Genomic DNA, 14,960 nt, shown 5'->3' with positions numbered 1-14,960 from the left:
AACACCAAAGCTCCAAGGCAACGTTTTGAATTTTCTCCACTATGGCCAACAAACTATCTTCCGAACTACTCAAACTTAGCGTCACCCGCTCCAAAGAAGAAAAAGTGGATGTAGCAAATGCGCTGCTTGAACAACTGATCGATCATTTCCAAACCAAGGCCGACCGCAGCAAGAGGCTCTATCAGTGGTATAAATATGGAAGTATTGTCTTGGCGGCGCTTACCACCATAATCTCGTCCTTGCAGGCAATCTACCCGACTTCATTTCCCCAATGGATATTACCGATCGTCAGTGCCGGGGCGACGGTCACGGTTGCGCTTCTCGGAGCATCTGGCGCGCAGAAAATATGGATCAATTCAAGAACAACCCAACAGCATTTGCAAACGGAGAGTTTTTCCTTTAACCAACAGACCGGGATCTATAGCGTGCCTAAAGAAGAGGCCATCAACCGTTTTTCCGAACAACTGGTAAGGCTGTGGAACGACGGGCATAGCAGATGGGAACAACATGTGGGCGATGACTGATCAGTTCAAAACGGCTAATCCTTTTTAGCCTTTTAAAAAATCTGTCTTGCCCCTCGCACCATGGCAAGAGGAATAGTTGTCTGCATCCCCGACGAATAAATAAACTGCCACCAAACCAGGTGTTTGCAATTGCCGCGTTCTATTTTTTGTGTTTGCAATCCCTTTTTTACTCAACTATTTCAAATAGAAAACCGATAAATCTGGATTCTGGAGAAGCATGACAGGGGGTGAGCGATTGCCAGCTTCCGTCTCCCGTCTTACAACTTACGTCTTGCGTCTTGGCCACTTAAAAACCTGAATACTAACAAGTCCCGTAAGATTTTATTAATTTCAGGAAGTATCAAAAATCAAAAACATATGATCTACTTAAGAAGCACTTCCGTCATACTGCTATTTATTCTGAGCGTATCAGCCACAGTCTTTCACCATGGATGGGCCAATTATGACCAAACCAAAGTTCTGGACTTCGAAACGACCATTGATGAATCAACTTTTGAGAATCCTCATACGATGGCCAAGGTAATCTATGAAAAGGAACCCTGGGAAGTCTATCTGGCTCCGGCAAGCCGAATGACAGCTCGTGGACTGTCGGCGGAGATGATCAAAAAAGGCACAAAGGTGAGATTGGTCGCCTATCCACATAAGACCGAAAAAGGCGAAATGAGAGCCGAACGAATCTATGTGGACGGTAAAAAGTACGAGCTGAGATAGTGGTGCATGAATATCTGGACTGGCTTGAACAAACTTCTTGGGCTGCCGCAATCCGTCAATCCCTTTGGATGTACCCCGCCTTGGAGATTGTCCATATTCTGGGTATCGTCGTGCTGGTCGGTTCAGCCTTCCTATTTGATCTACGTTTGTTGGGCCTTTCAACCAATCTACCCCTCGTCCGCCTGTCTGAATTCCTGTTGTCTTGGTCCCGACGCGGGTTGATCTTAGTGGTTCCCTCAGGGCTATTACTGTTCATTACCAATGCCCGAACATTGGGCTTGGATCCGACTTTTTGGCTCAAGATCGTATTGCTGATCGTGACGGGACTGAATGCACTCGTATTTCACAGGCTTTTTTTCAAAGGAAAGATTGAACCGGGGGAATCCCCACAACTTCCCCTACAATCTAAGGTACATGCGCTCGCTTCGATTTTGCTGTGGATAGCTGTTATCACTTGCGGGCGTTTGTTGGCTTATTAAAGCAGATTTGTCAAATGATGACTTGCTGATGCGAGGGGATATAAGAGCCAAAGGCCCAGAAACGAGGCCAAAACCCCAAATCCCCTCTCCCGGAGGGCAGACAATCTTTTCAAAGTTTTAGGGAGATTGCTTCGCTTCCCAAAAAAATCGGGACAGATTGTTCCTCACTACCAATGACGAACGGATTCGGCCACCGCTTCCGTTTACTGTCTCCAGTCTTAAGTCTCAATACTCCAATCTCGCTTCTCGCCTCTTGGTCCTAATGTCTTGGTACTTGATACCCGCTACTTGATGCTTAGATCAAATGCGTTGGTTATCCCCAGTTGATCCAAGATAATGACCCCTTTTTCATTTTGGTCAAAGTCAAATCGGATCTCATGAAGAAGCGCAGGCTGGAAACTGGGATTAATTTTATTCAATTTTGCGAGGTCGAAAAAGAAGGTCTGGAAGACATTTTCTGAATGATCATTCTTATCCAAGAAATCAATTTTCATCACCCTCGATTTGATTTGCCGCTGCAAGTGCGAAAACTCCGAAAGTAAGAAGGAGAGCTTTGCTCCGTTTGAATCTGTCAACGTAACGGTAAAATCCAGCGGAGCATCCGGCACCTCGGCTTTGTCATCTTCTTCATCTACTTCCTCTTCCGATTCCTCGTTTGCATCATTCTTATCACTATTCACAGTTTCCTCTTCACCTGCTTCATTGGAGCCGTTTTTGTTGCTATCCAGCCACTTTCCTTCGGTTTTCGGATTGGAGCTTTCGGTCGACTCCGCTAGCGCAAAAGTCAATACAGAGGTAGAATCAGGCCTAAAATGTCCCGAATCCAAGCGGATCACATAACTTGCCCGAATCGAATCATGCAAGACTGGTCTCGCTCCATCTTTCCAAAGCGTATCGATTTCTTCATTGAGTTTCTCATAGTTCCAACCCAGGTAGACAGCCCGACCTCCCTTTTCGCCGTTTTCCATGTCGATTACTCCCTCGCGCCACACGCTCATATTTTCACCATTGGCTGTACCGCCAGAAGAGATGGTTTTCACATCAAAGTCTTCCTCAAAATCCGCCCAAAAACGACTGTTCGAATCCTCAAACTGACTCAGGTAAATCGACTGAGGGAGCCACTTTTTCCCTTTTCTGGCATCTATAAATAGCGGCAGATATTCTAACCTTTCGTTAAGCGTCGCTTCCAAAAATGCCCCGATATAGACTTTGGCAACCTGACGCTGCTCCTCGGCTGGCATGAGTTGCCCAAGGTTTAACACTCCTTTGAATGTGACCACAGCATCATTGTCGCCCCAGGAAGTATTGAATTGTCCATGGTTTGCTCCGGAGATATAGACAGCTGACTTGAAATGGTAGACGCTGTCGGTGAATTTGATCCGCTCGTATTGCATGGCGCCTGCAAAGGAGGTGACGTCCTGATCCTGAGCGCCGTGAAACGTCAGGTAACTCACATTTTCAAACTTCGTCCCCGATCCTCCCGGCTTGTATTGCCCATCGACAGGCGCGATAGCGACCACAGACTTGATGTTAAAGTGATAACCCAACTCGATCGTTGCATCATCGGGGTAATAGTCCAGGGCGTTGAGCATGGCAGCATGCCCCACGGCTTCACCTCCACGGGAGTGGCCCATCAAGGCGATTTTATCCAAATCTATTTTCCCGAAAAGCGGATGCGAAGACTCTGTATTCCACCCTTTCCAAACCTGTAAATGCTCCAAAAGCAACCAACCTCTTGCGTCATTTTCTTTTTCCAGGCGACCAAAAAGGTCCGTCCAAGATCCGTTGATAAAATTTTGATCCACGGAGGCCAAAATCATCCCTCGGGACGCCAAAAAGTCTCCCAAATAATCATAGCCGGGATCGGAAAAATCCTGCATGGGATGATTGCCATGGACTACCAGAACAAGGGGAAATGGCCCATCCCCTTCCGGCATCCAAACTCGGGCATTGATCGGGAGTTCCTTGGCTCCAAACCCCCAGTACTTCTCCCGCCACCAGCCGCCAAACTTTTTCCAATTATCCAAAAAAGCCCGCCCATCCACAGATTCGGTTTGGTAGGTCACGCCTTCGGCGAATTCTTCTCTACGAATGTCGTTGCCGGAACCATAGGTAAAAGTGACAAAAGGGTGGCTTCCGTTTTCTCCAGGTGATTGGATCGAAAGTGACGAAACCTTATCCTCCGTCAATTTCGCAGCGTTGATCTGCTCCTTCAGTTCCAAGCCTCGGATGCTCCCGAAGTAAACCAAAAGTCCAATCCCGATGACGGCAATCAACGTTCCCAAGCTTGCCACTACCTTCTTTGGAGTCGTAAGTTTCCTGAAATATCCCTTCCAAAACATCGCAACCGCAGCTCCAAAAAGTGAAAAAATCAGGATCATAAAAATGGCAAATCGCTGGTCATTCAGACTAACTAGTGTAAGCAATATGCCAGAAGCGATCAGGGAGAATTTGTAGATACTGGGAATTTCATAGATCCGCTTGATCAGCCGGACCGAAAGAAAAGTGATCAAGGTCACGACTATCAAAATCAGCGCTGCAAAGGCTAAAATCCACGGATCTTTGAAATTGATGCTCATTCCCACCACTTCGATGGCGAAAAGGAGCACCGACAAAATCAACAATCCAATCGCTGCTCCTCGGATCGCAAATGGACCGGGCTTGATCAGGTTGAGCTTTGATTTGACCCAGTCCGCTGCTTTTTTGAAGTATTTTTTCATTGGGTCTTAGCTACGGGTACATACTTGCCATAAACCGCGTCTCGGAAGTTTTTATGCAGGCTAATGCCATCGTAGGGGAAAAGTTGAACAAAAAGTCCCGCTACCAATTCATTTTTGGGATCCACCCAGAAGAGCGTACTCGCGGCCCCGTCCCAGAAGAATTCACCGACGACCCCATTCATTTCTTCGGCAGTCTTGGGAGGGTCAGTGCGGACAGCAAAGTCAATCCCAAAGCCCACCCGACCTTTGCTTGGAAGCCAGGAACGCTCCGTCACCGAATCGGGAAGATGGTTGGTCGCCATCAGCGCTATCGTCTCCGGATTTAAGATTCGAGTGCCATTGATTTCGCCTTTTCGGGCCAGCATTCGGGCAAAAGTCATGTAGTCATCTAAAGTAGACGTCAGGCCAAATCCTCCCGGAGTCAGAGGCCATTGATTGAAATTGAACACATTGGCCGTGGAGTCAGGAATTCGATCCAGCTGACCTTCTCCTGTACGCTGATAGGCTGCCGCAAATCTTCCCCTATCCGCCTCAGGTAGAAAATACCGTGTTTCGGCCATTCCAAGCGGGTCTAAAACTTTCTCCCGCACATATTCTCCGTAGGGCTTCCCCGAAATCCGTTCCACCAAAAATGCCTGCACATCAACCGAAAGCCCATATTCCCATTGGGTTCCGGGCTGAAACCAAAGGGGCGTACTCCCCATTTTTTCAGCCATTGTAGTCAGCGGGTTCTCGAAGCTTCTGGCATCCTTCTCGGCCATTAGCTCACTGAGTCCCGGAATGTCATTTCGGTTGGGAAAGCCTGCGGTATGCCGAGTAATATCTCGGATAGAAATCGGTCGCTCCGCGTCGCCAAAAATCATCTTCCCTTGATCATCCAAGCCTTGATAGACTTTCATATTGGCAAACTCAGGGGCATAGTTTTCGAGTGGATCGTCCAACTGAAATTTGCCTTCCTCCCAAAGTGTCATCAGCGCCGTACCGGTGATCGGCTTAGTCATCGAGTAGATTTTCACAATCGTGTTGCGATCCATGGGGATTTGATTTTCCCGATCGGCAAATCCAAACGCGTTAAAATAAACCTCCTGATCCTTTTCAAAAATCAAAGCAGAAATTCCAGCGACATTGCCTGAGTTTACATACGCCTCAAGGGTAGAGTCCAGTCTTGCGATTGCCTGTTCATTGACGATCAGTTCATTTTGCTTCTCCTCTTTTTGGCAGGAAAACAGAAGGAAAGCGAAGCCGATTCCGATGGTAAAATATCTTTTCAAACTTGTCTTCATTGTCCAGGAATGGTTTTGTGGATTTCACCTTGATTGATACTAAAGATGCACAATTGTTAATTTGGAATAAATACGATGTATTGATGGATTTCTGCCGGAAGTCAAAATTAGCTCAGCGACCAGGTTGCAAGACCGATGCTTACATTTCGCTCAGCAGGGGAAGACAAGATCCATGTACCATTCCCTCTCGGATGCTAATGGTCTTAGAATCTGGCAAGTGACAAACCATCGTGGAAGATCCAAAATAAGCGGAAGGCTGTTGGCTTCTTAAAAACTCTCTAAAATAAGCTTCAAATTCACCTTCTTTGTTTTTTGAGAACCTATTGACAATAAGACATATTTAGAAAATACGTATCTTTTTCATCCAAGCCAAAAAACTAAAATTCGAAAAAAATGGAACGACTCGGCAAAAACACCAACGCACTGAACTGGTTTGAAATTCCAGCCACTGACCTCGATCGGGCCAAGGCATTCTATGAGAAGATCTTCGAAATCGAAATGCAGGTCATCGATATGATGGGGATTAAGATGGCAATGTTTCCCTGCGAACCGCCGCACTCCAGCGGGGGATTGGTCCAAGGCCCCGATCACAAGCCCAGCAAAGAAGGTGCAGTCATCTACCTTAACGGCAATCCCGATCTCCAGCAGGTGTTGGATCGACTGGAAGCCGAAGGCGCTGAAATCACGTTGCCAAAAACCAGCATCGGTGAAAATGGATTTATGGCCTTCTTTGTGGATTCAGAAGGAAATCTGGTAGGATTGCATTCAGGGGGATAAAGAGGATAAAATTCCGGACGGTCTACACCAACGATCCGTTGCACTGGATACATAATACTTTGATATCCTTGACTAGCTCTTCAATTCTTCCAAATAAATCCCTCCCGAAACCCTTCGGGACAGGCTCCCTCCTTAGGGTATGATACTCATTCCCAGGTGATATTCGAGAATCAAGGGAAAGTCAGCAGAAGCTTTTGTCTTACTTCTTGCCTTTAAATTCTTGATAATTTCGTCATTGCTTCGATTCTGCTACCAATGACAGGTATTCCCTACTCACTCCTGAGACTCTTCACCGGATTCATCAGCGCGGCTTTGATGGATTGGAAACTGATCGTAGTCAAAGCCACCACCACAGCCAATATTCCGGCGATTCCGAAGGTCCACCAATGCACCGGCACTTGGTAGGCAAAGCCCTCCAGCCATTGATTCATTGCATACCAAGAGATCGGCGTCGCAATGAATATCGCCACCAAAACCAATTTGATAAAGTCCTTGGAAAGCAGTGCGACGATGCTGGACACGTCTGCTCCAAGTACTTTTCTCACCCCGATCTCTTTTGTGCGCTGCTCGGCGGTATAGGTCGCCAAGCCCAACAGACCGAGACAGGCAATCAAGATTGCCAAGACTGAAAAGGTGGTGAAGATCTTTCTGAATCGAAAGTCTGACTGGTATTGGGTATTGAAATCCTCATCCAGAAAACTGTACAGAAAAGGGCGCTGAGGCGCGAGCTTTTTCCAGATCGCCTGAATCTGGGCGATCGTAGCAGGAAGATTTTCCAAAGTCACTTTCAGTGAAAGATACCGGCTGGCATACGGCTCAAAAGGCAAAGTCAACGGCTCAATCGTCCGGTGCAGCGAGATGTAATTGAAGTCCTTCACCACACCAATCACTTCGCCAGCTCTCCCCCACTGGTCAAACTTTTTACCCACAATATCCGCCGGGTTGGCGTAGCCGTACTGCTTTGCTGCCGCTTCGTTCAGCACTAGGGCCGAACTGGAATCTGAAGGATAATCTCGGGAATAGGTTCTACCGGCGACCAACTCCAAATCGTAGTGATTGACGAAATCAATGCCCACCTGAAACACCGGCTGAGCTTGGCCAAACATCTCCCCGTCGGAATTTTCGATGGTGGTGTAGGCATTCGGGAAATAGCTTCCCGGCACGCTGCGCGAAAAGGCGGCTGAAGTCACCGAGGGCAGGGCCTCCATCTCACTTTTCAAAGCCGAAGACATAAAGTTGACCTGCTCGTCGTAGTTGTAGTCCAGGACTAGCATCTGTTTTTTGTCAAAACCCATGTCTTTGTCCAGCAAGTGCCCCATCTGAGTATAGACGATCATCGTCCCGGCGATCAGGGCAATTGACAGACTAAACTGAAACACCACGAGTCCCTTTCTCAAAAACGCGCCTTTTGCGTCCGATTTGTTTATTCCCTTCAGGATCAGCACCGGCTGAAAGCTCGACAGCACAAAGGCCGGATACGAACCCGCCAACAAACCTACGACCAACACGATTCCGAGAAAAAATGGAACAGTTTGCCAGTTGACCACCTGATTTATCGCAAAGACTTTACCGGTCAGATCGTTCATCATCGGCAGAGCCACCGACACAAAAACAATCGCCACCAATGCCGCCAGAAACACGATGATCAGCGACTCGCCGAGGAACTGATAAATTAGGCTTCTTCTGTCTGCGCCGATGGCCTTTCTGATTCCCACTTCCTTGGCCCGTTCCATGGATCTGGCCGTGGAGAGGTTCATAAAGTTGATCATCGCAATGATCAGGATAAACACCCCAATCATAGAAAAGACATAAATATTGGTCAGCGAGCCCGTTTCTCCCGGCAGTCGCTGGGCGGTCGTGCGGAGATAGACATCCTTCAGCGCCTCCACTTTGATGGCATAGTCATCACCCACATCCGTGCTTCTTCTTTTGATAAAATCCGGAAGTTTTGCTTCGAAAGCCTCCGGATTAAATCCCTCATTCACCAAAAAATAGGTGTAAAAATCCACATAGCCCCAGGCATCAAATACCCGAGGATTGGACAGCTTAAATGTGCTCAGGGAAAGCAGGGCATTGAAGGTGAAGTGCGAATTGGAAGGCACATCGGCCATCACACCGGTCACGGTATAGTCTCCCGCATTGCCTCTACCTGCCGATTCACTTCCTTTCAGCGTTTTGCCCAGCGCATATTCATCCCCAAAGTATTTTTTCGCAGTGCTCTCCGTCAAGACGATGCTAAAAGGAGCCACCAAAGCGGTCTTTGGATCGCCCTGGAGAAGCTTCCAGGAAAAGACATCAAACACGGTGGAATCCATAAAGAAGACACCGTCTTCCTGCAGGGTAGTTTCCCCGTAGCTCAGCAACAAGTCCGCCCTGCCGGAAAACTGGACGATCTTCTCCACTTCGGGAAACTCCTCTTTCATCGCAGGCCCTACCGGAGCGTTGTGCCAAACCCAAAACGGAGCCATCTCATCGCCCTCCTTCAGGCCTTCAGGAGATCTCGAACCGTGTGTCAGCCGATAAATCCGATCGCCTTTCTCATGGTAGTTGTCATAGGAAAGTTCGTCCTGCACAAACACAAATATCAGCACACAGCAGGCCATCCCCACACCAAGACCAACGATGTTGATAAAGGAATAAACTTTCTTTTTCAGCAGGTTTCGATAGGCGATTTTCAGGTAGTTTTTCCACATGGTTTAGAAAATTGAATGTTGAAAAATTAAGAGACAGAAAGTGGGAAGGTTTAACTCAAGTTGCTGTGTATGCCCATCCGACCTTCTACTTCCATGCCAGTCCGAATGGCTCAAAGAGCTCCAAAATGCCATAAATACTGGTAAATGGAGGTTTTCCTTCGGACATTACTGTCCGTTAGTGGGCAAAAAAAGGTAGATGGTTAAATTTTGGAAGGTGGTAAGGTTGGAGAGTTGAAAGGGCTCAAGGTTTCCTAGAACCAGGTATTTAAACACCATCCAAGACCTCGAGATCTCAAATCCTTCTTGTCTCTCGATTCTTGGTTCCTGCATCTTAATACAGACGTCTTGATACTCGATACTGCCCTCACTCGCTCTTCAAGCTCTCAATCGGATTGACTCTGGCGGCCCGGTACGACTGGGAAAAGACTATTCCCAAACTGATCAGCAAAATCGTTCCTACTCCGATCCCTATTTCCACCACTCCTATAGATACTCTGGAGGCAAAGAAATTCAACCAAAGGTTGTTGATAAAATAAGCTGCCGGAATCGCAAGCAGAACCGCTACGCCCAGCAGCTTTAGAAAGCCTTTGGAGAGCAAATAAACGATCTGAGGGATGCTCGATCCCAGTGTTTTTCGGATCCCAATCTCCTTGATGCGGGTTTGGGCTGTGTACATCGCCATGCCAAGCAGTCCCAGACAGGAGACAAAGATGGCCAAAAACGAAATCAAGCCGATAACCGACATCACATCGCCCAAAACCTGATGGACAAACAGGAGTTCCTGATCCAGGTATTTGTAGGAAAACTTGGTATCCGGATTGACTTCTTTCCAGGCAGCTTCCAGAGAGGCACGGGTCTGAGCCTGGTTTTGGCCGGAGACCTTCACTAAGGCAAAGCCCATCGCCTCATTTCTGTTGCGAAGCACCAAACTTTCCATTTCCCGGTCTGGAGATAGAAATTGGAAATTCTTTACCACCCCGGCGATCTGTACATTCTTGAATTGCCCTTCATCATTCAGGGTCAACTGCTTGCCTACGGCTTGCTCATTGCTGCCCAGGTTGAAATTCTTGACCGACAATTCGTTGATCAGAATCAGGTAATCGCTGCTCTCCTCCGGCAGGTTTTTGCCGGCAATAAGCTCCAAGCCAAGCAGGTCAACTGCGTTTTGATTGATGTCAAAGAAATTGGTCGATACACTATCCGTCGGGAAGTCAGGATTGATCACCTCCGAACCAAAATTCCAGCCTCCGCCGGGAATCATCGAGGCCGCCCCGACTTGGGACACTGCCGGATTGGATTCGATCGCTTGCGCAAAGCGCTGGTAGTTGTCAGACTTGAACAGCTTAACGGTCAAGATATTCTCCTTGTCAAAACCATAGTCAAAATTCAGCATGTGCCTGGATTGAGTCTGGATCAAAACAACAGAAATAATGAAGATCAGTGAGATGGAAAATTGAACCACCAAAAGGACGTTTCGGATTCCCATGCTTTTGAAAATCTTCACGCCACTTAGCTTGTTGAATAGATTAACCGGATTCAACTTGGCCACATAAGTTGCCGGCAGCAAACCAGCCACTACTCCCACCAGGACGCTAAACCCGATAAAGATCAAGATCCCGGGAAGACTCTGGCTGAACGATATCTTCAGGTAACGGTTAAATGTCAAGCCATCAAATCCCTGCTCCAGGAGCTGAAGAATAGCGAACGCAAAAACCAATGAACAAAGAGAGATAACCACCGCCTCGATGATAAACTGGGCAAAAATCTGCCTCTTATTGGCTCCAGCCACTTTTCGTATGCCCACTTCCTTGACCCGGGAGAGGGACCTTGCCACAGACATATTGGTGTAATTCAGGCACGCTGAAAACATTACAATCAAGCATAGTACGCCCAAGATCCACAAAACCACCTTGGGGATAGAGACGTGTGTGGTATTGCTGATGAAGTCCGACGGTGAGAGTTCCCCAAGAGCCATAGCCTTGAATGAATGTTTGTTGTCATATTTCTGCCCGTAAACTTCCTCCGAAACCACATCCAAATTGGCTTGCAAATCAGCCTTAACTTGCCCTTCTTTCAGAAGCACATAGGTATAGTTGGTCCAGACGTTGTCCCAGTCGTTTCCCTCCCTGATCGAGACAGCCCCCTCCGGCAGAGATTTCATGGTACTGAGAGAAGCTAAGAGCTTAAAAGGAAGATGCGTCTTACCCGGATTGGGGTGGAGCACTCCTGTGATGGTGAAATAGCCAAAATCGGTTTCGGTGTTGCCCTCTTCGATATCCAACCCCCGGATGTCCTTGTCGTGAAATGCCACTGATTTACCCAACGCGGATTCCTCTCCAAAAAGAATCTCAGCCATATCCGAAGTAATCACCAGGGAAAAAGGTTCGCGGAGGGCGGTATTCGGATCGCCTTCTTTGAAATCGAAGTCCAGAATTCTGAAGAGATTGCCGTCTGCAAAATAGCCTCCACCGGTAGCAAATTTATCTTCAAAGATGACGTCCCCTCCGATTTCACTGTTGAGTACAGCGGCCTCTTCTATGGCTTCATAGTCACTCTTCAGTTTTTCTGCCAAAGGCAAAGCTGAACTTGCCGTCTCCCCATTGTTCTCCAGATACCGGGTGGTATGGATCCGATAGATCCGGTCCTTTTTGGAATGGTAGGAGTCAAAACTGTACTGATCCATGCCTATCATGATGATAAGCAGGCAGACGGACATGCTGACTGCCAGTCCAAGAATATTAATCAAGCTAAAAGACTTGTTGCGGATAAGATTCCGCCAAGCGAGGATGATGTAGTTTTTGAGCATGCCAGTTAGATTGAAATCATCTGCAACAGGTTACAAAAAACAACATAGTATTTAGTCATAATTTGCAGAGAATCACTAAAAAGATGGGAATTCATTACAGGAGGTTTCTGGACCAAGATCCGAGACACCTTCAGAGACCCAGCTTCAATCTAAATCATCAACTCTTTTTCGTAGAAATTCCTGTTCCAAAGCTTGGCTTCAACCTCTTGCACGAAGTTCTTGATTCTTGGCACCTCATGTCTTTCGTTTAAAAATCGTTCAAAATCCCCCGCCCCTTTGTTGTAAATATTTTTCCAAAAGGTGGTTCAGAATCCAAGGGGGAGTTCGCCCGTCGTAGCGATCAGTCCAAACTTCAGCTAACCAATTTTACAACTTGTCACTGCGACTGGAACTGAACACCGATCCCTCCCCTCACTCACTCTTCAGACTCTCCACCGGATTCATCAATGCCGCTTTCAGGCTCCTGGAGCAGATCGTCACCAAAGCAATCAGCAAGGTAATGAACCCAGCCAAGGCAAATACCCACCACTGCAGCTCGATGTGGAAGGCGAAGTTCTGCAGCCATTTTTCCATGAAATAGTAGCCCAGTGGAAACGCCAGCAGGAAAGAAAGCATCACCGGTTTGATGAAATCCCTCGCGAGCAAGGCTACAATCTGACTGGAAGTCGAGCCCAGCACCTTGCGGACTCCAATCTCCTTAAAACGCTGCTCGGCGGTGTAAGTCACCAATCCGAACAGGCCGAGACAGGCCACGAAGATCGTCAGCAACGCCAATAAGGTCAGGAACGAGCCCATGCGGGATTCTTGTACATAGGTCTGATTGTACAGCTCATCGAGGAAAGAATAACTGAATGGCTCCCCGGTATCAAAGCCGTCCCAGGTATTTTCCATGTCGGCCATCAATCCGGCGATATCTCCCTGATGGGCCTTGATGATCAGACTAGAATACGGATTGTAAACCATCATCAGCGGCTTGATCGGCTCCCGCAGCGATCTGGCGACAAAGTCTTTGACCACGCCGATCACCTTTACCTGTTCTCTCCCACCTTTGTTGTCGGTCATCTTTTCGAAGACTTTCCCCACCGGATCGCCTTCGATGCCCAATTCTTTGACGGCAGTTTCGTTGAGGATGATGTTGTTTTCTTCGCTGCCAAAGTCTAGGGAGAAATTCCTGCCTTGCAGCAGCTCCATGCCTAAGGTCTCCAGGTATTCCTCGTCAATCCCATACTGCATCAACCGGAGCGAATTACTCGGAGAATCAGCCATAAACAGATTCTGAACATTCGAATCCGATGGGCCCGCAGGGATGAATGCAGACTTGCTGACGTTCGCCACCCTCGGGTCATTTTTGAGCTTGTCCTTAAACACGTCGATCTGCTTGCCCATCAGCCCCGCATGCCTCAACACGATCAATTGATCGCGTTGATAGCCCAAGTCTTTGTTTTGGATATAATCCATTTGCTGCGCCACGACGATGGTCGCGATGATGAGGCAGGAGGAAATTGCAAACTGAAACACCACCAAGCCATTGCGGCCACTAGACTTTCGGGAAGCTGTAACTTTCTTTTTCAGTGAATCGATCGGCTTGAATCCCGACAGGAAAAACGCCGGATAGCCGCCTGCAAGCAAAGTCACGACGACGACCAAGACTCCCAAACTGATCAGAAAAAACGGTGATAATAGCGCCGAAAGCTGTAAGGCTTTGAAAGAAAACTCATTGAAGTACGGAAGTGCAAACGCGCAAAAAACCAGTCCTAAGACCATCGCCAGCACAATAGCCACAAAGGATTCTGCCAGAAACTGGCAGATCAGATGTCGCTTGTCTGAGCCCATCACCTTCCTCACCCCAATCTCTTTGACACGCTGCGAGGCCCCGGCAGTGGAGAGGTTCATGAAATTGACGCAGGCGATCAAGAGCATGAAGAGCGCAACCGCACAGTAGATCAGCACGGTATTGAGATCCCCGCCAGTTTCGAACTGGCCAGCACCCTTGAAGATGGTGCTCAGATGGATTTCCGTCAGAGGCTGAAGATTCAGGTGGACAAAGTTCCCCTTTGCAAAGAACTCGTCCACACCCATTCCCAGACTTTCCTTCATCTGGCCTTCCATGTATTTCTTGACAAGGCCGGGAATTTTCTCCTGTACCTGTTCTGCATTCACACCATCGGCGAGCAGTACGTAGGTGGAATAGCTCCCGGACATCCAGCTTTGATTGGTGGCATCTGAGTTTCCCAGCATCGAAGCAAACATGTCGAAGTGAAAGTGTGAGTTGTCCGGCACGTTTTCGACTACGCCAGTGACGGTATATTCTCCCCCCATACTGACGTATGAGCCGGAATAGCGGCCGATCTCATCCAGCCGGATCACCTGATTGATCGGATCGCTCCCTCCAAACAGGGCCTTGGCCTGGTCGGTAGTGATCACCAGTGTATTGGGTTTGGTCAGTGCAGTCTTTGGATTCCCTTGGACAAAATCAAGGGTGAAGAGATCGAAGAAGTTGGGATCGACAAAGGCTGTCGTCCCCTTTCGCATCTCCTGATCGTTGACGATGAGTTTGGTATTGTAGTGGACATTGCTGATGCGGGTGGCATCTTCCACCTCGGCTATCTCAGACATAAAAGTCTCCGCCACAGGGGCCATGACACTGGCTTCGTTCAGGGCTTCGTCACCCAACTTCGCCTGCAAGTTGACCCGATAGATACGATCCGAGTTTTGACTGTATCGGTCATAGCTCAGCTCATCAAAGACATACAGTGCAATCACCAGGCAGGTCCCGATGCCGAGCGCCAGCCCGAGAATATTGATCCCTGAGACCAACTTGTTCTTCTTCAGACTTCTCCATGCGATTTTAAGGTAGTTTTTGAGCATTTTTTCTGGATTGGATGATTGGAAGATTTTAAAATTGGAAAATTGAGTCCGACGTCATTGCGAAGGAATTAGGCGACTAAGGTTCACAAACGAGATCCA

9 protein-coding genes are annotated in these 14,960 nt (G+C 47.9%); 4 read left to right on the top strand and 5 right to left on the bottom strand.

Annotation, left to right across the window (positions count from 1 at the left end):
- The first annotated feature begins 41 nt into the window (after positions 1-41).
- The 3 genes from ABD031_RS21615 (at position 42) to ABD031_RS21605 (ending at position 1,714) form a co-directional block, all read left to right on the top strand.
- Positions 42-524 carry a DUF4231 domain-containing protein gene (locus ABD031_RS21615; protein ID WP_343855059.1) on the top strand — a complete coding sequence of 161 codons (483 nt, stop codon included), beginning with the start codon at positions 42-44 and terminating at the stop codon, positions 522-524.
- 357 nt (positions 525-881) lie between these two features.
- On the top strand, positions 882-1,235 hold the full coding sequence (locus ABD031_RS21610) for a DUF6152 family protein (RefSeq protein WP_343855058.1): 354 nt from the start codon (positions 882-884) through the stop codon (positions 1,233-1,235).
- Between the two features lie 68 nt (positions 1,236-1,303).
- The gene (locus ABD031_RS21605; protein WP_343855056.1) at positions 1,304-1,714 is read left to right on the top strand and encodes a DUF6644 family protein; all 411 of its coding nucleotides are present in this window, start codon (positions 1,304-1,306) and stop codon (positions 1,712-1,714) included.
- A gap of 284 nt (positions 1,715-1,998) precedes the next feature.
- Here the strand turns inward: ABD031_RS21605 and ABD031_RS21600 are convergent, their stop codons facing one another.
- Together ABD031_RS21600 and ABD031_RS21595 are read right to left on the bottom strand one after the other, a co-directional pair.
- On the bottom strand, positions 1,999-4,434 hold the full coding sequence (locus tag ABD031_RS21600; RefSeq protein WP_343855055.1) for a poly(ethylene terephthalate) hydrolase family protein: 2,436 nt from the start codon (positions 4,432-4,434) through the stop codon (positions 1,999-2,001).
- Complete coding sequence (locus ABD031_RS21595; RefSeq protein WP_343855054.1) at positions 4,431-5,717, bottom strand: serine hydrolase domain-containing protein; 1,287 nt, start codon at positions 5,715-5,717, stop codon at positions 4,431-4,433. The genes ABD031_RS21600 and ABD031_RS21595 overlap by 4 nt, the downstream gene beginning before the upstream one ends.
- 393 nt (positions 5,718-6,110) lie before the next feature.
- Here ABD031_RS21595 and ABD031_RS21590 point away from each other — a divergent pair, with 393 nt between their 5' ends.
- A complete protein-coding gene (locus tag ABD031_RS21590; protein ID WP_343855053.1) occupies positions 6,111-6,494 on the top strand; it encodes a VOC family protein in 384 nt (127 codons plus the stop codon).
- A gap of 269 nt (positions 6,495-6,763) precedes the next feature.
- On the opposite strand, the gene ABD031_RS21585 is transcribed toward ABD031_RS21590, so the two are convergent.
- From ABD031_RS21585 to ABD031_RS21575, 3 genes are all read right to left on the bottom strand, one after another.
- Entirely contained in the window at positions 6,764-9,187 is a 2,424-nt protein-coding gene (locus tag ABD031_RS21585; RefSeq protein WP_343855051.1) for an ABC transporter permease, read from the bottom strand.
- 364 nt (positions 9,188-9,551) lie between these two features.
- Positions 9,552-11,993 (bottom strand): ABC transporter permease, encoded by a 2,442-nt coding sequence (locus tag ABD031_RS21580; protein WP_343855050.1) that lies wholly within the window; start codon positions 11,991-11,993, stop codon positions 9,552-9,554.
- A gap of 411 nt (positions 11,994-12,404) precedes the next feature.
- The gene (locus ABD031_RS21575) at positions 12,405-14,861 is read right to left on the bottom strand and encodes an ABC transporter permease (protein ID WP_343855049.1); all 2,457 of its coding nucleotides are present in this window, start codon (positions 14,859-14,861) and stop codon (positions 12,405-12,407) included.
- Positions 14,862-14,960: the final 99 nt, after the last annotated feature.

Source organism: Algoriphagus jejuensis (genome assembly GCF_039523455.1).
Classification (GTDB): domain Bacteria; phylum Bacteroidota; class Bacteroidia; order Cytophagales; family Cyclobacteriaceae; genus Algoriphagus; species Algoriphagus jejuensis.
The sequence above is the reverse complement of the archived record's forward strand: the minus strand, read 5'-3'. Positions and strand labels throughout refer to the sequence as shown.

Excerpts from the sequence above, each read along its gene's own strand:
- ABD031_RS21610 (WP_343855058.1), top strand. The coding sequence starts at position 882 with ATGATCTACTTAAGAAGCACTTCCGTCATACTGCTATTTATTCTGAGC.
- ABD031_RS21615 (WP_343855059.1), top strand. The coding sequence starts at position 42 with ATGGCCAACAAACTATCTTCCGAACTACTCAAACTTAGCGTCACCCGC.
- ABD031_RS21585 (WP_343855051.1), bottom strand. The coding sequence starts at position 9,187 with ATGTGGAAAAACTACCTGAAAATCGCCTATCGAAACCTGCTGAAAAAG.
- ABD031_RS21595 (WP_343855054.1), bottom strand. The coding sequence starts at position 5,717 with ATGAAGACAAGTTTGAAAAGATATTTTACCATCGGAATCGGCTTCGCT.
- ABD031_RS21600 (WP_343855055.1), bottom strand. The coding sequence starts at position 4,434 with ATGAAAAAATACTTCAAAAAAGCAGCGGACTGGGTCAAATCAAAGCTC.
- ABD031_RS21590 (WP_343855053.1), top strand. The coding sequence starts at position 6,111 with ATGGAACGACTCGGCAAAAACACCAACGCACTGAACTGGTTTGAAATT.
- ABD031_RS21580 (WP_343855050.1), bottom strand. The coding sequence starts at position 11,993 with ATGCTCAAAAACTACATCATCCTCGCTTGGCGGAATCTTATCCGCAAC.
- ABD031_RS21605 (WP_343855056.1), top strand. The coding sequence starts at position 1,304 with ATGTACCCCGCCTTGGAGATTGTCCATATTCTGGGTATCGTCGTGCTG.
- ABD031_RS21575 (WP_343855049.1), bottom strand. The coding sequence starts at position 14,861 with ATGCTCAAAAACTACCTTAAAATCGCATGGAGAAGTCTGAAGAAGAAC.